Genomic DNA, 19,996 nt, shown 5'->3' on the forward strand with positions numbered 1-19,996 from the left:
ATGACTGACAATCCGCTTCTCGCCCAATGGAACACGCCATTCGGGATGCCCCCTTTCGATGAAATCGAAATGCAGCACTTCGCCCCGGCCTTCGATGCCGCCCTGGCCGAGGCGAAGGCGAATACCGACAGGATCGCGGCGAACCCGGACCAGCCGACCTTCGCCAACACCATCGCGGGGATGGAGTTCGGGGAAACGCTGATCGACCGTGTGTCGTCGGTGTTCTACCACCTCGCCGGAACCCAGTCCGACGCCGCAATCGAGGAAATGTCGCGCGATCTGTCGCCGCGCCTCGCCGCGTTCTACAGCGATGTCTTGCAGGATCAGGCCCTGTTCGCCCGTGTCGATACCCTTTGGGAACAGCGCGATCGCTTCGATCTGGCACCGGAGGAGGCCCGCGTGCTGGAGCTTTACCACCGGATGTTCGTCCGCGCCGGTGCCGCGCTCGATGAACCGGGGCGCAAGAGGCTGAGCCAGATCATGCAGCGGTTGGCGCAACTGGGCACGACATTCTCGCAGAACCTGCTGGCGGACGAACGCGACTGGTCCGTGGCACTGGTCGAGGACGACCTGGCCGGCCTGCCCGACGATCTGCGTGAGACGATGAAGACTGAGGACGGCTGGGCGTTGAGCCTGTCCCGCTCCGTCGTGGTGCCGTTCCTGGAAAGCTCGACCCGCCGCGACCTGCGCGAAACCGCGTGGAAGGCCTGGACGGCACGTGGCGCGAATGGCGGCGCGACGGACAACCGTGAGGTCGCGGCCGAGATCCTCGCCCTGCGGCATGAGCGTGCACAATTGCTGGGCTATGACGATTTCGCGTCCTACAAGCTGGACGGAGAGATGGCCAAGACGCCGGACAATGTCCGCGACCTGTTGATGGGTGTCTGGGGCCCGGCGCGGTCCAAGGCGATGGCCGATGCGGACCGCCTGCGCAGCCTGATCGCCGCCGACGGGCAGAACCACGATCTGGCCGGTTGGGACTGGCGCTTCTACGCCGAAAAACTGCGTCATATCGAACATGATTTCGATGCGGCGGCGCTGAAACCATACTTCACCCTGAACGGGATGATCGACGCGATGTTCGACGTGTCAGCGCGTCTGTTCGGGCTGAGCTTTCGCAAGCTCGACATCCCCCTGCCCCATCCCGACGCCATGGCGTGGGAGGTTCTGCGCGGCGACGCCCATGTCGGCGTGTTCATCGGCGACTACTTCGCACGCCCCGGCAAACGGTCCGGCGCGTGGTGTTCGCGCCTGCGCCATCAGGCAGGCCCGGTGCGCCCGATCGTGACCAATGTGTGCAACTTCGCCAAGGGCAACCCCGCCCTGCTGACCTTCGACGACGCGCGCACCCTGTTTCACGAGATGGGCCACGCCCTGCATCATCTGTTGAGCGAGGCGACCTATCCAATGGTCTCGGGCACCTCGGTCGCGCGTGATTTCGTCGAACTGCCCAGCCAGCTTTACGAACATTGGTTGAGCGAGCCTCAAATCCTGCGCCAGCACGCGCGCCACTACCGCACGGGGGAGCCGATCCCGCAGGACCTGCTGGACAAGCTATTGGCGGCGGAAACCTTCGGTCAGGGCTTTTCTACGGTGGAATATATTGCCTCCGCACTGGTCGATCTGGACTTTCACACCGGCGAACCGCCAGCCGATCCGATGGCGGCACAGGCGGAAACGCTGGCCCGTATCGGCATGCCCGACGCGATTCCGATGCGCCATGCCACGCCGCATTTTGCGCACATCTTCTCGGGCGATGGCTATTCCGCAGGATATTACAGCTATATGTGGTCCGAGGTGATGGACGCCGACGCCTTCGCCGCATTCCGTGAGACGGGCGATGTCTTCGATCCGGAAATGGCGGCAAAACTGGCCACACATATCTATTCCGCCGGCGGCACCCGCCCGCCCGAGGAATTGTACACCGCATTCCGGGGCCGAATGCCCGGACCCGAAGCATTGATGCAAGGACGAGGCCTGACCGCTGGATGAGTGGACGCGAGCGCGATCTGACCGAGGGGTCCATCCTGGGCCACCTCAGGGCTGTCGCGGTGCCAGCGGCACTCTCGTTGATGTTCATCACATTCTACAATGTGATCGACACGTATTATGCGGGCATGATCTCCACCCAGGCGCAGGCCGGGTTGGGGCTTGGCTCGCAGATGTTCTTTCTGATCGTCGCGACCGGCATCGGATTTCGCGTCGCGATCTCGGCCTTCGTGGGCAACGCGATCGGCGCGGGCGACGGGAACGGTGCCGCGCGCGCCGCAGGTCAGGGGATCGGCGCCGCCGTCGTGGCAACCATCGTGGCGATGCTGGCGGGGTATTGGGGATTGCCCGCGCTGATAATTGCCATCGCGGGGGATCAGGGTTACGCGCAGGACGCCGCCACCTATTCGCGGCTGATGCTGCTGTCCGCGCCGGGCTTCATCATCACAAACGCACTGACCGGCACCCTGACCGCACAGGGCGATACCGTCACGCAGGAGCGGGCGCAATTTGCGGCGACCCTCGCCAATCTGGGCCTCAATCCCCTGTTCATCTGGGGCATTCCCGGCCTGTGGGACGGTTTCGGCCTGAACGGTATCGCGCTGGCAACGGTCTGTTCGCAAACCGGTGTCATGGTGTTCATAGGATGGCGCGCATTCGAATCGAAGATTCTGTCCGATCTGGACTGGCGCGATCTGATCCCCCGGGCCGCGCAACAGGTGGTGTTGATAAAGCAGGTCGTACCGGTCTGCTCGACGATCTATGTCACTGTTCTGGGCGGTATCATCTGTCAGTTCTTCCTGCGCGACTACGGTCAGGACGCGGTGGCGGCCTATGGCGTCGGCTTTCGTTTGCAGCAACTTTTGCTGTTGCCCATTATCGGTCTGACAACCGCGCTGCTGCCGCTGACGGCACAGAACATGGGCGCGCAGCAACCGGAACGGGTTCGCCGCACCGTTCGGATCATCGCCGTGACCAGCCTTGGCTTCATGGCGGTTGGCGCGATCGTCATCTGGACCGCGGGCCGACCGTTGGTCACGCTGTTCAACGACGATACCGCCGTCGTGGACCATGCCGTCACCTATCTGCGCATCCTGTCAGGCGCGCTGCCGTTCTTCGTTGTGATCTTTGTCGCGCAGAATTTTCTGCAAGGGCTGAAAAAGCCGCAATTCCCGCTGATCGTCGGTTTGTGGCGCATGGGTCTGGGGCTGTTCGTTTTCTGCGTCCTGTTCACGCAGGTCTACGATTTCGGCGTCACGGGGATCTGGTGGGCACTGCTGGCAGGGGCGGCCACGGGTGCGGTGCTGGCGGCGGTGCTCGCAATATGGGTGGCGCGTCGCGAAGGCGTGACGCCCGCCCCTAGAACCACTGCCCCGGCTCAATAATCCCCAGTTCCAGCAACTGCTCCGATGTCCATTCGAACCGGGTCGAGCCGCGCCAGACGAAGCTGTCGATCTCGAACATCGAGCCGGGATTGCGCTTCAGGCTCTTGGCCACGCGGAACGACGCGACGGCGGCGGTGACGTTGTGGTGCCAAGGGCAGGACAGGGTGTTCATCTCAGGCACGTTCAGGGTCAGATCGTCGTTCATGCGCAAACCTTCCACCGCGCGGAACAGAGGGATGCGGTCGATCCGCCGCCGGTCCCATGGCACGAATTCCTCGTAACGCCAAGTCAGGCCGCCGAAGATATCGAACTGCCGGTCCAGTGCGTGTCCTTCGGCATACCGTTGAAATCCGTAATATCCCGACCCGTCGAAATGCGCCGTCTTGCGCGAAACGCCGTCCCCCGCCACGTCCAGATCGGAGGCATACAGATCGAGCACGTAGCCGAAGACATGATCGCGCCGCTCCTCGACCATGAATGTCGTCAGATCGGTGATCGTCCGGCTTTCCATATAGGGGTAGAACAGAAACTCAGCGTTGAACCCCCAATACAGCCACCGACCGTTGAAACGGTCGATCAACGTGTTGAGAATGGCGACCGCATCCCCGCGTGAACGAACAGGTTCCCCGATCCGGCTGATCGAGGCCCCCTCCGGCACGCTGATATCGCCCGACACTCGACCAATCAGCAATATATGTGAAAATCCGATCCGCAAATGATGTGCGACGGTTGCGGCTATTTCAGCAAGATCCTCGACGAACAGGATCGCGACCGGGCCCGGCGGGATTCTGGAATGAGTTTCCGACAGGTACTGATCGATGCTTGCAAAATTCATGGCTGACTCATTATCGCATCCGTGATCCTGCGCAAATCCCGGTAGATAACAAATTTGTAACCACCGATTTTGGATCACAGTAGCAATAAACGTTACGGCGAATAAACAAATGGCTCTTTATTAAGCGTTACGATGTTGCAGCCGAAGGTTTTAAGTGTAAGTACCCAATACCGCTCTGCGGGCTCGGCATGACCAAGGGTCTATGCCGGGGGGGTAACATCAAATCGAAAGGACTTTTCAAATGTCCGAATTTTCACAGATAGACAAGACCGAGATTCTGGCGCTTACGTCCGAAATCGTTTCTTCGCATGTCGCGAACAATCCTGTCGCGATGAGCGAACTACCCGGCTTCATTGAATCCGTCTTCGGCAAATTGCACAATCTGGCAGAGGGAACGGTCGAGGAAGAAGTCGAGCTGGTCCCGGCAGTACCGATCAAGAAATCGGTCACAAACGACTACATCATCTGCCTGGAGGATGGACGCAAGCTCAAGATGCTCAAGCGTCACCTTGCCACTGCATTCGACATGACGCCGGATGATTACCGCGCGAAATGGGGTCTGCCGTCCGACTATCCGATGGTCGCACCGGCCTACGCGCAGAAACGCCAGGAACTGGCCAAGAAGATCGGGCTGGGCCGCAAACCAAAAAAGTGATGCGGTTGCGGGGACGTCCGCAACTGGCTAAACGACGGCGTGACCTCCGGGACGAGGTTGCGCCGTTTTTCATTTTGAGGTCCGTGTAATGTCCGCGCCCAAGAAGCTTTTCGTCAAGACCTATGGCTGTCAGATGAACGTCTATGACAGTGAGCGGATGGTCGGTGCGCTGGGGGCGTCCGGCTATGAGCAGACGCAGGACGCGTCCGAGGCGGACATGATCCTGCTCAACACCTGCCACATTCGTGAGAAGGCGGCCGAGAAGGTCTATTCCGAACTGGGCCGACTGCGACCGCTCAAGGATGCGAAGCCCGATCTGAAAATCGGCGTCGCCGGATGCGTCGCGCAGGCCGAGGGGGAGGAGATCATCCGCCGTCAGCCCATGGTCGATCTGGTCGTCGGTCCGCAAGCCTATCACCGCCTGCCCGCGATGGAGGCGAAGGTCCGCGCCGGGCAAATCGCGCTCGACACCGACTTCCCCGAGGAGGACAAGTTCGACCACCTGCCCGCCCCGCGCGGACCCAAGGCCAGCCGCGCGCCGACCGCGTTCCTGACCGTGCAGGAGGGCTGCGACAAGTTCTGCGCCTTTTGCGTCGTGCCCTATACCCGCGGTGCCGAGGTCAGCCGCCCCGCCGCCCGCCTGCTGGCCGAGGCGCGCGATCTGGTTGAGCGTGGCGTGGCCGAACTGACCCTGCTGGGCCAGAACGTCAACGGCTATCACGGCGCAGGCCCCGCCGATCTGGGCGGCGGCGACTGGACCCTTGCGCGGCTGGTGCGCGAACTGGCGAAGATCGACGGGTTGCAGCGCATCCGCTACACCACCTCGCATCCCAACGACATGACCGACGACCTGATCGCCGCGCATGGTGAGATCGACAAGCTGATGCCCTACCTGCACCTGCCCGTTCAATCGGGCAGCGACAGGATTCTGGCCGGCATGAACCGCCGCCACACCGCAGAGGAATACCTGCGCCTGATCGAACGCATTCGTGACGCGCGCCCCGACATCGCGATGTCCGGCGATTTCATCGTCGGCTTTCCGGGTGAGACGGAGGAGGATTTCGCAGACACGATCGCGCTTTGCGAACAGGTGCGCTACGGCTCGGCCTTCTCTTTCAAGTATTCGCCCCGTCCCGGCACCCCCGCCGCAGGCCGCGATTTCGTGGGGGATGACGTCGCCTCGGACCGCCTCGCCCGATTGCAGGCGGTGATCACCGATCACCAGCGCAGCTTCCAGAACGCGCAGGTCGGCAAGCGCATGTCGGTGCTGGTTGAGAAGGTCGGCCGCGAACCCGGTCAGATGATCGGCAAGACCCCGTGGCTGCACGCCGCTCATCTCGATGCGCCAGAACAGGTGCGAGGAAAGTTGGTGGAGGTCGAGATCATCGGCTCCAACACCAATTCCCTGTCGGCCCGCGCGATCTGAACGCTCAGATACGCAAGACCGCATTCGCTAAGGATATTCGGGGGGGATACTCGGGCGGTGCAGAATCAGTTCGTCAGGTCGCGATCCATGCCCCAGATCGCCGATTCGCCTACCCAGCCCTCGTGGCCGGAGCTTTCGATCCTGCACCAGCCATCGGTGCATTCGTGCAGGCGCGCGATAACCCCTGCCTCCGCAATCGCGGACAGGGGGGCCTCGGGATGGGGTTCGCGGCGCATGTCCGCGTTCTGCCCCTCCACGATCACAGTGCGCACGCCTGACAGCAACGCGAAGTGAATCCAGCCACCCAAACCATCGCGATCACGCACGTTTCGCCAGTTTTCGTACTCCGCAATGACCTGTAGCGGCATTCCCCGTCGCACAAACCGCCAATCAATGCGGTAGGCCACGCCCGGACCGCGGCGGACATTCGCCTGGCTGGTCTTGAGGCTGACAAAGCGCGGCAGCGGCAGTCCCGTCACCGGTCCGCGCGTCTGCGCGGCCACTGGCAACGCGAAACATGCGGAGGTCAGGCAAAAAGCACGTCGGGTCAGGCGCATCTTGGTGGATTTCCGGTTCAGTTCGGGGCCAGCGGACCATAAGCTGCACGAAAACGGAAATCACGCCGAAAGGGAACAACCATGCCAGCGCAAAAGCTCAAGGTCGCCGTCACGCGCCGTCTGCCAGAACCGGTGGAAACCCGGCTGGCGGAACTGTTCGATGTGACCCTGTGTGACAGCGACGCCCCCCTGCCGCGCGAGGAACTGGCGCAGCGCATGGCCTCGGCTGACGTTCTGGTGCCTACATTGGGCGACAGGATCGACGCGGGCCTGCTGTCCGGAGCGGGGGAGAAGTTGAAGCTGATCGCCAATTACGGTGCCGGTGTGGATCATATCGACGTGGAAACCGCCCGCACGCGTGGCATCGCGGTCAGCAACACGCCAGGCGTGCTGACGGACGATACCGCCGACATGACCATGGCGCTGATTCTGGGCGTGTCGCGCCGCCTGAAGGAAGGCGTCGCCCTGATGCAATCCGGCGATTGGGAGGGGTGGAGCCCGATGGCCCTGATGGGCAACCGTCTGGGAGGCAAACGACTGGGCATTCTGGGAATGGGGCGCATCGGTCAGGCGGTGGCCAAGCGGGCGCAGGCCTTCGGCATGTCCGTCCACTATCACAACCGCCGCCGTCTGCGCCCCGAAACCGAGGAGGAGATCGGCGCGCGCTGGTGGGACAGCCTGGATCAGATGCTGGCGCGGGTCGATATCCTCAGCGTCAACGCTCCCCACACGCCCGCCACATTCCACCTGCTGAACGCGCGGCGGCTGAAGCTGATGAAGCCGACAGCCTTCGTCGTGAACACCAGCCGGGGTGAGGTGATCGACGAGAACGCCCTGACCCGCGCCCTGCGCAACGGGGAACTGGCGGGCGCGGCGCTGGACGTGTTCGAGCATGGCGCCAGCGTCAATCCGCGCCTGCGCGATCTGCCAAACGTGCTGCTGCTGCCCCATATGGGATCCGCTACGATCGAGGGCCGGTTGGAGATGGGGGAGAAGGTTCTGATCAATATCAAGACCTTCGCTGACGGCCACCGACCGCCGGATCTGGTCGTGCCCAGCATGTTGTAACGTATGCGCGGGGCTAATGTGCGGATATACACGGAATGTTAAGACAGTTTAAGCGACAAGGGGATTGTCCTACCAACTGGAGATTCCCCTTGCGTCCCAATATTTTCCTCGCCTCCGCTTCGCTGGTGGCCATTCTTTCAGGCTGCGCCAGCAAATCCGAAGAAATCGCGGCGAGCTATGTCTCTCCGATGCAATACCAATCGTATTCGTGCAGCCAACTGGCACAGGAAAACAACCGGATCGCCAGTCGCCTGAACCAGATGACGGCGGCTCAGGACTCTCGCGCCAGCGACGATGCGGTCGCAACAGGCGTTGCCATCGTGCTGTTCTGGCCAGCCGCCTTTTTCATTCAAGGTGACGACATGGAGCCTGAAATCGCCCGATTGAAGGGCGAGTACGAAGCGATCGAGCAGGCCGCCAACCGCCAGACATGCAACAATTTCGAGCAGCGGTCCCCAGCGGCGCTCTAACCCTGCGCAACCAGTTCGGCAGCCTTCGCCGCCATCGCGGGGGAGGTCTGCACGCCGTAGCCGCCCTGCCCGGCCAGCCACAGGAAGCCCTCCGCGCCCCATCTGCATACCGGCGTGCGGTCGGGCGCGAAGGTGCGCAACCCCGCCCATGACCGCTCCACCCGCGTGATCGGCGTGGTGACGGCCTGCGCGTAACGGTCCAGCCCCTCGGCCAGCACCATGTCGTCGGGCCAGGCATCCATCGGGCCGACCTCGTCCTCATCTGCGGGGGAAACCATCAGGCGTCCCGCCTCGGGCTTGGCATAAAACCCTTCACTGGCGGACAGCAACATTGGCCAGCCTGACACGTCATGCCCGTCCGGTGCGGGCAGAATTGCGGCGCTGCGGCGACAGGCCCGCAACCCCAACGGCGCGACACCGGCCAGCACGGCCACCTGATCGGCCCATGCGCCTGCGGCGTTCACCACACCCTCTGCGCCGAACGCGCCTGCGGTCGTCTGCACCTGCCAACCGGGCGACAGGGCGGTCACCTCGGCCCGCGTCACGATCTCACCCCCGTGGGCGCGCAGGGTGGTGCGCAGGTCGCCCATCAATCTGTCCACGTCGATATCGCTGGCATCCGCCTCGAACGCCGCCCGCCGCACGTGGTCCGGGCGCAGGATGGGGAACAGCTCACACGCCGCCGCCGCCGAGATTTCGTGCATCCCGCTGGAGCCAGCCAGATGCGTCTCGATATTCTCCCCCTCGGCAGCGACGATCAGCACGCCGCGCTGTGTCAGGTAGGGGGTCAGCGCCGCACGGCTGGCCCGGTTCAGGCTGCGCACTGCCGCATTGCCGTAATTTTCGAAGAACAGCGCGGCGGATCGGCCGGTGGCGTGCATTCCGGGGTGGGCCTCCCGCTCCAGCACCACGACCTTGCGATCCGGTGCGATGGCGGCGGCTGCCGACAGTCCGGCGATGCCCGCGCCGATCACGATCACGTCTGCCTGCCGCATCCTACCCCTCCAGCGTTGTCAGGGCGCGTGTGAACATCGCCGCATCGACATTGCCGCCGGTTGCCACGCAGATCACCGTGTCGCCCTCGACCAGATCCGGGTGGAACAGGGCGGCGGCCAGGCTGACCGCGCCCCCCGGCTCCACCACGATCTTGAGCCGTTGAAACGCCAGCGCCACGGCCCGCAGCGCCTGATCATCGGTCACCGTCAGGCCGGGTCCGCACCGCTGCGCCAGGATCGGAAAGGTGATCTGTCCCGGTGCGGGCGTGATGATCGCGTCGCAGATCGAGCCGGTCAGCGCCGCATTGTGGACGATTTGCCCCTCGCGCAAAGACCGCGCCACATCGTCGAAGCCCTCAGGCTCCACCGGGCGGGCACGCAGGCGCGTCTCGCTCAACCCCAACGCAACGCCGCTGGTCAGACCGCCCCCGCCGCAGCACACCAGCACGTCCGCCTGCTCGATGCCCAGCGCCGCCGCGTCCTGCGCAATTTCCAGGCCGACTGTACCCTGCCCTGCAATGACATCCGCATTGTCGAAGGGTTTGATCAGGCTCAAGCCACGGGTTGTGGACAGCTCTGCCCCGATTGCGTCACGATCCTCGGTCGCGCGATCGTACAGAACCACCTCGGCCCCCAGGGCGCGGGTGTTTGCAATCTTCAGCGCCGGGGCGTCCTGCGGCATGATGATGACCGCCGGAATTCCCGCCGCCCGCGCCGCGTAGGCCACCCCCTGCGCATGGTTGCCCGAGGAGAAGGCGATCACGCCCCGCGCCCGGTCGGCCTCGGGCAGTTGCGAGATCGCGAACCACGCGCCGCGCAACTTGAACGATCCGGTATGTTGCAGGCATTCGGCCTTTACCAACACACGGCGTCCGGCGATTTCGTCCAGAAATGGTGAGCTGAGGAGCGGGGTGCGCCGGGCAACCCCGTCGAGGACACCGGCAGCCTGCCGGATGCGTGCGAGATTGCTCATCCTATCTCCTCCATCAACCTGTCGAACGTGGTGAGGCTTTCCTCCTCATCCAGAAAGGGCACATGGCCACGGTCGGGAACGGTCGCGGTGATCATGCTGGCGTGCATGGCCTTCATCGCGGTGAAGGTCCGTTCGCTTAGCAAATCCGAGTTCTCGCCCCGCAGAGCGGCCAGCGGAACCTGACCAAGCTCCGCAAATAGCGGCCACAGATCGGGGGCCGGGCCGCCAGCCTCGGACGCGTCTCGCAGGGCCGGATCGTAGCGCAGTTGCAGGGCATCGGCATCCTGATCGTACCACCGGCGTGCCCAGACCTGCCATTGCGCCGCATCGACGCCCGGAAACGCGCGCGCGTAGAATCGAGCCAGTCCCTGCGCCGCCTGCTCGTAGGTCTTGGCGGCGGGGCGTTTGCCCAGATAGGTCATGATCGCGTCCAGCCCCGCCTGCTCGATCGTCGGTCCGATATCGTTGAGCAGCACGCCCGCCAGCCGCTGTTTCGCAATAGCGGCGAGGTACATGGCGATGATGCCGCCGCGCGACGTACCGACGATGACGGCGCGCGAAATGCCAAGATGATCCAGCAGTTCCAGCACGTCACGCGCCTCGACCGGGACGGTATAGCCCTGCAACGGGTTGGGGTCCCAGTCGGATTCGCCCCGGCCGCGCAGATCCATGCGAATGATCCGCGCGGTCTGCCCACGCGCCGCCAGCAACGGCTCGAAATCGCGCATGTCGCGGGTCAGGCCGGGCAGGCACAGCACCGGCGTGCCCTCCCCCCTGTCATCATAGGCAATCTGCAAACCATCGCTGGCGGAAAAATGCTTCATTGCCCCACCTGCTCGTTCGCCACCTGAGGTATCTGCGTCAGATCGTCGAGCATGACATCCGGTTGCCCCCACAAACGATCGACAGGTGCCCCCGCCCGGTTGACCCATGCCGTGCGAAATCCGTAGCCGGCGGCGGCGCACACGTCCCATCCGTTCGAGGAGACGAACAGCACATCGCCGCGCGTGCAGCCGAACCGTTCCCCGACCAGATCGTAAACACTGGGATGCGGCTTGAAGACCCCGACCTGTTCGACGCTCAACACGTCGTCGAGCATATGGGAAATCCCGGCGGAGGATACGGCGCCATCCAGCATTGCGGGCGATCCGTTCGACAGGATCGCGGTGGACAGACCGACCGATTTCAGGGTGGACAGCATTTCGGGCACCTCGGGAAAGGCGTCCAGTTCCCAGTATAACTGCAACAAACGTTCGCGCAGGCCGGGAACCGAGAGGGACATGGCCTCCAGCGCCCAATCCAGACCGTCCTCCGTGACCTGCCAGAAATCACTGTGCTGGCCGGCTGCGGCCCGCAGCCAAGTGTATTCCAGCTGCTTGGTCCGCCAATCGGCGGCGATCTTCTGCCAGTGGGCCGCGAACTGTTCCGGCCAGGGTTCCTCCGCTGCGGCGCGCGCGGCGGAGGTGACATCGAACAGCGTTCCGTAGGCGTCGAAAATGCAGGTTGTGATGGGCATGGGCATCTCCTTCGGCGCAAGAGTGCGGAATGCCTTTCACCGGCGCAAGGGCTGCTTTGTGACCGCCACACTCGAAACTGCCCCGATCCTGCGCGAGCCTCCCAAAAACGCAGGACCCCGCATAATAGCCGCGCTGCGCGGATGTCCGGTCAGCGAAGCCTAGAGGTTTTCGACCTGCGGCATTCCGGTGATGTTGAAACCGCCATCGACGAACAGACACTCCCCGGTCGTGGAGCCGCCCAGATCGCTGAGCATGTAGAGCGCCGCGCCGCCCACATGATCCAGCGTCGCGTTGGCGCGCAGGGGGCTGTTGGCCTCCGCTTGCTTGTAGACCTTGCGCGCGCCGCCGATCGCGGCACCGGCCAATGTGCGCATCGGTCCGGGCGACAGCGCATTCACGCGAATCCCGTCCGCGCCCAGATCATTGGCCAGATAGCGCACGGTGGATTCCAGTGCCGCCTTGGCCACGCCCATCACGTTGTAGTTCGGCGTGACCCGCTGCGCGCCCAGATAGCTCATCGTCAGGATCGAACCGCCCGGCTTCATCAGGGGGGCCGCCCGCCGCGACACGTCGATCAGCGAATAGCATGAGATATCCAGCGAGTTGAGGAAGTTCGCCCGGCTGGTCTTGATGAAGCGCCCGGTCAACTCGTCCTTGTTGGAATAGGCGATGGCGTGCACCACGAAATCCAGTTCGCCCCATTCATCCGCGATGCGCGCGAAGGCCGCGTCCATCGACGCCTCGTCCGTCACGTCGCAATCCACGACCATCGAGGAGCCGAGGCTCTCGGCCAGGGGCTGGACCCGTTTGCCGAACGCGTCGCCCTGATAGGTGAAGGCCATCTGCGCCCCATGCGCGGCGAGGGTCTTCGCGATCCCCCAAGCGATGCTCTTGTCGTTCGCGACCCCCATGACGAGGCCGCGTTTTCCTTGCATCAGTTCGGTCATGGGACGCCTCTTGTTCGCTTGTTTTTCAGATCATTCGGCATCGGGCCTTCAGACAGGCCCGGCCCGGTTTTGATAGACGTACAGGTTCGGTGCGCGCATTACCCGCGCCACTTGCTGAGCAACATCGAGCCATTGGTGCCGCCGAACCCGAACGAGTTTGTCATCACCGTGTCCAGCCCGGCATCCTCGACCAGCGACGTGGCGATTTCCTCGGGCTTCAGCGCGGGGTCCAGCGTTTCGACGTTGATCGAGGGCGCGATGAAATCGTCGCGCAGCATCAGCAGGCAAAAGATCGCCTCCTGCGCGCCGGTGGCGCCCTGGCTGTGGCCCGTCATCGACTTGGTGGAGCTGACCGGCGGGGTCGAGCCTTCGCCAAAGACCCGGCGCACGGCCTCGATTTCCCCGACATCACCGACAGGGGTCGATGTGCCGTGAGCGTTGATGTAGCTGACCGACCGATCACCGATCGTGTCCAGTGCCAGACGCATCGCCCGCTCACCGCCCTCACCGCTGGGCGCGACCATGTCCGCCCCGTCCGATGTCGCGCCATAGCCGGTAACCTCGGCGTAGATTTTAGCGCCGCGCGCCTTTGCGTGCTCCAACTCCTCCAACACCAACATGCCGCCACCGCCCGCGATTACGAAACCGTCGCGGTTCGCGTCGAACGCGCGCGAAGCCTTCTCCGGCGTATCGTTGTATTTCGAGGACATCGCGCCCATCGCGTCGAACAGGCAGGATAGCGTCCAATCCAGCTCCTCGCCACCGCCGGCGAACATCACGTCCTGCTTGCCGAACTGGATCTGCTCCGTCGCCGATCCGATGCAGTGCAGCGAAGTGGTACAGGCCGAGGTGATCGAATAGTTGACCCCCTTGATCTTGAACGCCGTGGACAGGTTCGCGCTGACAGTCGAGGACATGCCCCGCGGTACCATCAACGGCCCGATCCGCTTGGGGGAGCCTTTCTCCAGCACGATCTGATGCGCCGCGAACAGGTTCGAGGTGGACGGCCCGCCGGACCCCGCAATCACCCCCGTGCGCGGGTTGGAGATGTCGCTCTCCTCCAGCCCTGCATCCGCGATGGCCTGCTGCATGGCGATATGGGCGTAGGCCGCCCCCGGTCCCATGAAGCGCAAGGCGCGCTTCTCGATATGCTCAGCCACATCGATCCGGGGCGCGCCGCTGATCTGACTGCGAAACCCGCGTTCGGCCATTTCGGCGTCGGCTGCGATGCCCGATCGGCCGGCCTTCAGACTGGCCACGACTTCTTCGGTGGAATTGCCGATCGAGGATACGATCCCCAGACCGGTAATGACGACACGGCGCATAGCGCTCTCCCTTGAATGCTTTGGACCTGCTGCGGCTCAGTCGTCCGAGAACAGACCGACCTTCATGTCCGAGGTCGTATAGATCGTCTCGCCGTCCGCCTTCATGACACCGTTGGCCATGCCCAGCTTCAACTTGCGGTCGATGACGCGGGTAAAATCGACGTGATAGGTGACCAGCTCGGTCCTGGGCGTCACCATGCCGGTGAACTTGACCTCACCCACGCCCAGCGCACGGCCCCGACCCTGCATGCCGCGCCAGCCCAGGTTGAACCCGGTCAGTTGCCACAGCGCGTCCAGCCCCAGGCAGCCCGGCATCACCGGATCGCCGATGAAGTGGCAGGCAAAGAACCAAAGATCGGGGTTGATGTCGAATTCGGCCACCACGTGACCCTTGCCATGCTCACCACCATCGGCGCTGATCTCGGTCACGCGGTCCATCATCAACATCGGCGGAGCGGGCAATTGCGGGTTGCCGGGGCCGAACATTTCGCCCCGCGCGCATTGCATCAGCCCATCGTAATCGAAGCTGGTCGGACGTTCCGTCATATTGCGGCTCTCTTTTTACTACAGTCTGGTAATGTTTCCTCACACATCCCTACCATCGTGCGGGTTCACCCTGCAATCAGCGAATACGCCCCGCGAGGCAGCGTTCGGCGTCATATAGCCAGTTCCCGCTATAGGACAGCCGGTCGGCCACGTGGGACTGATTTATCCGGGAAAACTGCGGAGGCTGAGAAGTCCGCGCGCAACTCGAACCACCTGCCGTCGATCCGGCGGCAAAGGTATGGCACCGCGATACGGGCCATAGGTGAGATACAAATTCCGGTTTACGTGCGCATACTGGTAAAACGCCATGAAACACATATAGTATGTACATGAAACCAACAGCGAAGACACGCGCATGACCCAGACGACCGCTCAGCCGCTATCCTCCCGCCGTGCACGCCAATGGCTGGCACAGGCAGATTTGCGTCCGACGCGGCAAAGGTTGAGTCTTGCGGAATTGCTGGTCGGTGACGGTCAGGACCGCCACGTCACGGCGGAGGGGTTGCACCACGCGGCCTCGCGCGCGGATGTTTCGGTGTCGCTTGCGACGGTCTACAACACGCTGCGCGCGTTTTGCGAGGCTGGCCTGATGACCGAGATCACGCTGGACGGCACCCGATCCTATTTCGACACGCGAATCGACGATCACCCCCATTATTACTGGGAGGAAGACGGCGCGATCACCGATGCGCCCACCGATTCCGTGGCCTTCGACCGCCTGCCCGCTCCGCCCGAGGGGACGGAGATCGCCAAGGTCGATGTCGTGATCCGCTTGCGCAAGAACTGATTTCGGCGTGACAGGTCCGCGACACATCCGCCCTTGTCAGCGTGTCGTGCCGCGCCACCTTCGATGTATCGCAATTTCCATCGGGAAGGGTTCCCTTGGCGTCTGAGATCGTGACCACACCGCCCACCGCAGATCGTGCCCCGCTGGAGCAGATCGTCAGCTTTCCCGACAACCTCCTGCTGATCGAGCTGATCGGCCCGCATGGTGTCAATCTGGCCAAGATCGAACAGTTGCTGGGCGTCGCCATCAGCCATCGCGGCAACGAGTTTTCCGTATCGGGGGATGAATCTGATGTCATCCGCACCGCCGAAACCCTGTCCACGCTCTATGAACGTCTGGAACAGGGCAAGCAGGTCGAATCGGGCGATGTCGATGCCGCCATTCGTCTGGGCCGCTCCGGCGTTGGCACCGAAATCCAGCCCGGCGATCAGGTGGAGATGTTCCCCGGTCAGGGTGACAGGGTCGAACTGCGCACCCGCAAGAAGGTCGTCGAACCCCGCACCCAGACGCAAAAGGCCTATGTCCAGCAACTGATGCAGCATGAACTGGTGTTCGGGCTTGGCCCCGCCGGTACGGGCAAGACCTACCTCGCCGTGGCCGCCGCGATGCAGTATTTCCTGGATGGTGACGTGGACCGGATCATCCTGTCGCGCCCTGCGGTCGAGGCGGGCGAACGCCTCGGCTTTCTGCCCGGCGACATGAAGGAGAAGGTCGATCCCTACATGCAGCCGCTCTATGACGCGCTGAACGATTTCATGCCCGGCAAGCAGGTTCAGAAGCTGATCGAGGACAAGCGGATCGAGATCGCACCCCTCGCCTTCATGCGCGGTCGCACGCTGTCCAACGCCTTCGTCATTCTGGACGAGGCGCAGAATGCCACCACCATGCAGATGAAGATGTTCCTGACCCGGCTGGGCGAAAACTCCCGCATGGCGATCAACGGCGATATGAGCCAGATCGACCTGCCGCGCGGCACCACATCCGGTCTGGTCGAGGCAGAGCGGGTGCTGCGCGGCGTGAAGGGCATCGGCTTCACCCGATTCACCGCCGCCGATGTCGTGCGTCACAAGCTGGTGCAGCGGATCATCGAGGCTTACGATTCCGATCCCGCAACGTGAGGGTGCCCTCATGAACAAGACTTTCGTCTGGATACTGATCGCAGCGGCCCTGGTGCTGTTCGCGATCGGCATGGCGATCAGGGCGCTGTTTCTGGTGATCGGCTGTGCCGTGCTGCTGGGCATCGCCGCGCTGATCTGGCGCAGTCTGCGCCGGACTGAAGCCCGGACCAGAAGCGACGCCGACACCCCGAACCGGCGTTGACGGACCGATGACCACACTCGACATCGTTATCGAGGATGACCGCTGGGAACAGCTCCCCCTCACCCGGATCGCGGATACCGCCACCCGCGTGGCGCTCAACGCGGTGAAGGCGCAGGAGGGATACGAGATCGTCCTGATGGCCTGCGACGACGCGCAAATCGCCGCCCTGAATGCGGAGTTTCGCGGCAAGCCTGCACCGACCAATGTGCTGAGCTGGCCTGCCTTCGACCTTGCCCCGCTCTCCCCCGGTGACATCCCCGCATCGCCCCCCGCCCCGGATGGCTTCGACAACGCATTGGGCGATATCGCGCTGGCCTACGAGACCTGCGTGAGAGAGGCGCGCGAGCAGGGCAAATCGGTCGAGGATCACCTGACCCATTTAATTCTGCATGCGACGCTCCATCTGCTGGGATACGACCATGAAACGGATGCGGATGCCAACCTCATGGAAAGTATCGAAACACATGCCCTTGCCTCTATAGGCATAGCGGACCCATATTAGACGCAGCAGGCACCCGGCCTGTCCAACCGAATTGATAACCGAATTGCGGAGACGATGAACGACAGTTCCGAAGGCCCTTCTGGCGCGGCGCGTGGCGCGCAACAGGACGAGGCGACCGAACGACAGCAATCGCTGTCATGGGCAGGCATCATAAGCCGCTTTCTGGGCGGCGGCCATGCCGACGAGGCCGAAGACTCTTCGCAGAGCGCGATGGAGCGCGTATCCGAAGCCGGCGCGCGTGAGATGCTGGTCAATCTGGGCAAGATGCGCGACATGCGCGTGCAGGACGTCGCAGTCCCCCGCGCCGATATCGTGGCCATATCCAAGACGGCGACGCTGGATGAGATCATGCAGATCTACCGCGACAGCGGCTACACCCGCCTTCCCGTCTATGACGATACGCTGGACGACCCGCAGGGGTTCCTGCACCTCAAGGATCTGACCTTGCGCTACGGTTTCGGCGCAGATACCGATCAGGCGGATATCGCGCCGCTGATCCGGCGCATCCTGTTCGTTCCGCCCTCGATGCCCCTGGGCGCGCTGCTGCAACGGATGCAGAACACCCGGATCCACATCGCGCTGGTGATCGACGAATATGGCGGGGTCGATGGCCTCGTCACCATCGAGGACCTGCTGGAGGAAATCGTCGGCGACATCGAGGATGAGCACGACACCGAGGAAGCCAGCATGTGGCGTGAGGAAAGCCCCGGCATCTACATCGCCAACGCGCGCGCCGAACTGAGCGATTTCGAACAGGTCGCGGGCGTCGATCTGCTGTCGGACAAGCTGGACGAGGAGGTCGATACCTTGGGCGGTCTGGTCTTCATGTTGCTGGGGCGCATCCCCGAACGCTCCGAGGTGATCTTTCACCCCGACGGCCACGAATTCGAAGTGGTGGATGCCGATCCCCGCCGGATCAAGCGTCTGCGGGTGCGCATTGCCGACCCCGATCAGAGGGCAGCCGCCGAATGAACTCCGACATCGCCAGCATCCCGCAGGCCTACCGGGCCCTTGCCGGGTTGCGCCGTTGGGGCCGTTTTCTCGTCACGCTGATCGCTGGCGCGTCGCTGACCCTGTCGCAACAACCATGGGGGTTCTGGCCCGCTCTGTTGTTCGGCATTCCCGTCATCGTCTGGATGTGGTGGGCAAGACCGGGTTTCAAGCAAGCCGCCTTCACCGGCTGGACGGCGGGTTTCGGAATGCTGATCTTCGGTCTGTACTGGATCGCGGAGGCGTTTCTGGTCGATATCGCGCGGCACGGCTGGATGATCCCCTTCGTGATCGGCGGGTTGGCGGCGGGACTGTCGCTGTTCTGGGGCGCGGCCTTCGCGCTGGCCCGCTGGATCGCGCCACGCCCCGGCGTGATCTCGGTCATCGTGCTGGCGCTGAGCGTGACTGCGTTCGAGATGGCGCGCACCTACGTGCTGACCGGCTTTCCGTGGGGCATGATCGCCTATGGCTGGATGGATACGCCGGTGGCGCAGCTGACCGCATATGTCGGCCCGCACATGCTGAACCTCGTGACCCTGCTGATCGGCGGCCTGTTGGCGTGCAACGGGCGTTCGGGCTGGCCCACTATCGCCGCAGGCACCGCCCTGCTGGCAAGCTGGCAGATCGGGGCCATACGTCTGGAGCAGGAGGTTATCCCCCGTCCCGACGGCTATACCGTGCGTCTGGTGCAACCCAACGCGCCCCAGCGTGAGAAATGGCTGGCGGATCGCATTCCGGTCTTTTACGACCGCGCGCTGGGATTCACCGCAGGCGGCGATTACGACGCTGTCGTCTGGCCTGAAACCTCGGTTCCGCAGCGGATCGAGACTCCGGCGGTGCAGATCGCGGATCGCATCTATTCCTGGATGGATATTTCACGTGCTGCCGGCGGTCGCCCTGCCCTGATCGGCACGCGCAGCACCGAACCGGAGCCTGACTGGATCAACTGGTACAACGCCCTCGCCGTGGTCGGGCAGGATGGGGCTATCCTCGCCAGCTATGCCAAGCACTCGCTCGTGCCGGGGGGGGAGTTTCTGCCCTTCGACCGCACGATGTCCCGACTGGGCCTGCGCTCCGTCGCGTCGGGCACGTCCGGCGGTTTCGTGCCGGGGCCGGGCCCCGCGACGATTCAGATCGACGGGATGCCCCGTGTCCAGCCTCTGATCTGTTACGAGGCGATCTTCCCCCACGAACTGCGCACCGATGGTCCACGACCGGAATGGATTGTGCAGATCACGAACGATGCCTGGTTCGGGAAAAGCTCCGGCCCGTGGCAGCACCTTGCACAGGCGCGCTATCGCGCCATCGAACAGGGACTGCCGCTCGCCCGGGCCGCCAATACCGGTATTTCCGCTTTCGTGGACCCGTACGGACGCCTGATGCAGACCTTGGCAATCGGCGAAGCGGGGTTCCTGGACGGTGTGCTGCCCGCCCCGATTGCCGCGCCTCTCTACGCGCGCAGTGGCGACCTGCCGGGGGTGGTTCTGCTGCTGGCCGCGCTATCGGGCTTCGCCGCGTCCATGCGGCGCGGGCGGGCGTGATTCGCCTTAGAGGGCCCCAACTTGTGATCACATGGAAAATGCGTGTGATCACAAAGTTGAAAATATCGCGTCCAGGGGGGCTACTGCCCCCCAAATCATTTGAAATAAAGGTGCATGGCCCCTAGTCTCCCACGCGACACGACCGGTTCGTCCGGTCTTTCCATCCCG

Annotated in this window: 21 protein-coding genes; 12 read left to right on the top strand and 9 right to left on the bottom strand. The window is 63.5% G+C overall.

What is annotated here, in order from left to right:
• The gene (locus H1S03_RS10610) at positions 1-1,992 is read left to right on the top strand and encodes a M3 family metallopeptidase (protein ID WP_185804420.1); all 1,992 of its coding nucleotides are present in this window, start codon (positions 1-3) and stop codon (positions 1,990-1,992) included.
• Positions 1,989-3,374: an MATE family efflux transporter gene (locus H1S03_RS10615; protein ID WP_185804421.1), complete on the top strand. Its 1,386-nt coding sequence runs from the start codon at positions 1,989-1,991 to the stop codon at positions 3,372-3,374. Before H1S03_RS10610 ends, H1S03_RS10615 begins: the two co-directional genes overlap by 4 nt.
• On the opposite strand, the gene H1S03_RS10620 is transcribed toward H1S03_RS10615, so the two are convergent.
• Positions 3,349-4,209 (bottom strand): glycosyltransferase family protein, encoded by an 861-nt coding sequence (locus H1S03_RS10620; protein WP_185804422.1) that lies wholly within the window; start codon positions 4,207-4,209, stop codon positions 3,349-3,351. The two genes, H1S03_RS10615 and H1S03_RS10620, sit on opposite strands and share 26 nt — an antisense overlap.
• A gap of 241 nt (positions 4,210-4,450) precedes the next feature.
• Here H1S03_RS10620 and H1S03_RS10625 point away from each other — a divergent pair, with 241 nt between their 5' ends.
• Together H1S03_RS10625 and miaB are read left to right on the top strand one after the other, a co-directional pair.
• Positions 4,451-4,864: a Ros/MucR family transcriptional regulator gene (locus H1S03_RS10625; RefSeq protein ID WP_185804423.1), complete on the top strand. Its 414-nt coding sequence runs from the start codon at positions 4,451-4,453 to the stop codon at positions 4,862-4,864.
• Positions 4,865-4,952: 88 nt separating this feature from the next.
• On the top strand, positions 4,953-6,290 hold the full coding sequence (miaB, locus tag H1S03_RS10630; protein WP_185804424.1) for a tRNA (N6-isopentenyl adenosine(37)-C2)-methylthiotransferase MiaB: 1,338 nt from the start codon (positions 4,953-4,955) through the stop codon (positions 6,288-6,290).
• Between the two features lie 65 nt (positions 6,291-6,355).
• On the opposite strand, the gene H1S03_RS10635 is transcribed toward miaB, so the two are convergent.
• Entirely contained in the window at positions 6,356-6,847 is a 492-nt protein-coding gene (locus H1S03_RS10635) for an SH3 domain-containing protein (protein WP_185804425.1), read from the bottom strand.
• Between the two features lie 81 nt (positions 6,848-6,928).
• Between H1S03_RS10635 and H1S03_RS10640 the strand changes: the two genes are divergently transcribed.
• The gene (locus tag H1S03_RS10640; protein ID WP_185804426.1) at positions 6,929-7,915 is read left to right on the top strand and encodes a 2-hydroxyacid dehydrogenase; all 987 of its coding nucleotides are present in this window, start codon (positions 6,929-6,931) and stop codon (positions 7,913-7,915) included.
• Positions 7,916-8,004: 89 nt separating this feature from the next.
• Complete coding sequence (locus H1S03_RS10645) at positions 8,005-8,385, top strand: hypothetical protein (RefSeq protein WP_249777888.1); 381 nt, start codon at positions 8,005-8,007, stop codon at positions 8,383-8,385.
• On the opposite strand, the gene H1S03_RS10650 is transcribed toward H1S03_RS10645, so the two are convergent.
• From H1S03_RS10650 to fabA, 7 genes are all read right to left on the bottom strand, one after another.
• A complete protein-coding gene (locus H1S03_RS10650) occupies positions 8,382-9,380 on the bottom strand; it encodes an NAD(P)/FAD-dependent oxidoreductase (protein ID WP_185804427.1) in 999 nt (332 codons plus the stop codon). The two genes, H1S03_RS10645 and H1S03_RS10650, sit on opposite strands and share 4 nt — an antisense overlap.
• 1 nt (position 9,381) lies before the next feature.
• Positions 9,382-10,353 carry a threonine ammonia-lyase gene (locus H1S03_RS10655; RefSeq protein WP_185804428.1) on the bottom strand — a complete coding sequence of 324 codons (972 nt, stop codon included), beginning with the start codon at positions 10,351-10,353 and terminating at the stop codon, positions 9,382-9,384.
• On the bottom strand, positions 10,350-11,177 hold the full coding sequence (locus H1S03_RS10660) for an alpha/beta fold hydrolase (RefSeq protein ID WP_185804429.1): 828 nt from the start codon (positions 11,175-11,177) through the stop codon (positions 10,350-10,352). The genes H1S03_RS10655 and H1S03_RS10660 overlap by 4 nt, the downstream gene beginning before the upstream one ends.
• Complete coding sequence (locus H1S03_RS10665; protein WP_185804430.1) at positions 11,174-11,869, bottom strand: haloacid dehalogenase type II; 696 nt, start codon at positions 11,867-11,869, stop codon at positions 11,174-11,176. Before H1S03_RS10665 ends, H1S03_RS10660 begins: the two co-directional genes overlap by 4 nt.
• 159 nt (positions 11,870-12,028) lie before the next feature.
• Positions 12,029-12,817 carry an enoyl-ACP reductase FabI gene (locus tag H1S03_RS10670; RefSeq protein WP_185804431.1) on the bottom strand — a complete coding sequence of 263 codons (789 nt, stop codon included), beginning with the start codon at positions 12,815-12,817 and terminating at the stop codon, positions 12,029-12,031.
• 98 nt (positions 12,818-12,915) lie between these two features.
• Positions 12,916-14,142 carry a beta-ketoacyl-ACP synthase I gene (fabB, locus tag H1S03_RS10675; RefSeq protein WP_185804432.1) on the bottom strand — a complete coding sequence of 409 codons (1,227 nt, stop codon included), beginning with the start codon at positions 14,140-14,142 and terminating at the stop codon, positions 12,916-12,918.
• A 36-nt stretch (positions 14,143-14,178) separates the two neighbouring features.
• Positions 14,179-14,688 carry a bifunctional 3-hydroxydecanoyl-ACP dehydratase/trans-2-decenoyl-ACP isomerase gene (fabA, locus tag H1S03_RS10680; RefSeq protein WP_166193412.1) on the bottom strand — a complete coding sequence of 170 codons (510 nt, stop codon included), beginning with the start codon at positions 14,686-14,688 and terminating at the stop codon, positions 14,179-14,181.
• 355 nt (positions 14,689-15,043) lie between these two features.
• On the opposite strand from fabA, the gene irrA reads away from it, so the two are divergent.
• The 6 genes from irrA (at position 15,044) to lnt (ending at position 19,828) form a co-directional block, all read left to right on the top strand.
• Entirely contained in the window at positions 15,044-15,475 is a 432-nt protein-coding gene (gene irrA / locus H1S03_RS10685; protein WP_185804433.1) for an iron response transcriptional regulator IrrA, read from the top strand.
• 95 nt (positions 15,476-15,570) lie between these two features.
• Positions 15,571-16,593, top strand: coding sequence for a PhoH family protein (locus H1S03_RS10690; protein ID WP_221892675.1), 1,023 nt, complete (start codon positions 15,571-15,573; stop codon positions 16,591-16,593).
• Between the two features lie 10 nt (positions 16,594-16,603).
• Entirely contained in the window at positions 16,604-16,795 is a 192-nt protein-coding gene (locus H1S03_RS10695; protein WP_185804434.1) for a hypothetical protein, read from the top strand.
• A 7-nt stretch (positions 16,796-16,802) separates the two neighbouring features.
• Positions 16,803-17,297 (top strand): rRNA maturation RNase YbeY, encoded by a 495-nt coding sequence (gene ybeY / locus H1S03_RS10700; protein ID WP_185804435.1) that lies wholly within the window; start codon positions 16,803-16,805, stop codon positions 17,295-17,297.
• A 54-nt stretch (positions 17,298-17,351) separates the two neighbouring features.
• The gene (locus tag H1S03_RS10705) at positions 17,352-18,269 is read left to right on the top strand and encodes a hemolysin family protein (RefSeq protein ID WP_166193428.1); all 918 of its coding nucleotides are present in this window, start codon (positions 17,352-17,354) and stop codon (positions 18,267-18,269) included.
• A complete protein-coding gene (lnt, locus tag H1S03_RS10710) occupies positions 18,266-19,828 on the top strand; it encodes an apolipoprotein N-acyltransferase (protein ID WP_185804436.1) in 1,563 nt (520 codons plus the stop codon). The genes H1S03_RS10705 and lnt overlap by 4 nt, the downstream gene beginning before the upstream one ends.
• Positions 19,829-19,996 lie beyond the last annotated feature (168 nt).

Source organism: Pontivivens nitratireducens (assembly GCF_014235845.1).
Lineage (GTDB): Bacteria > Pseudomonadota > Alphaproteobacteria > Rhodobacterales > Rhodobacteraceae > Pontivivens > Pontivivens nitratireducens.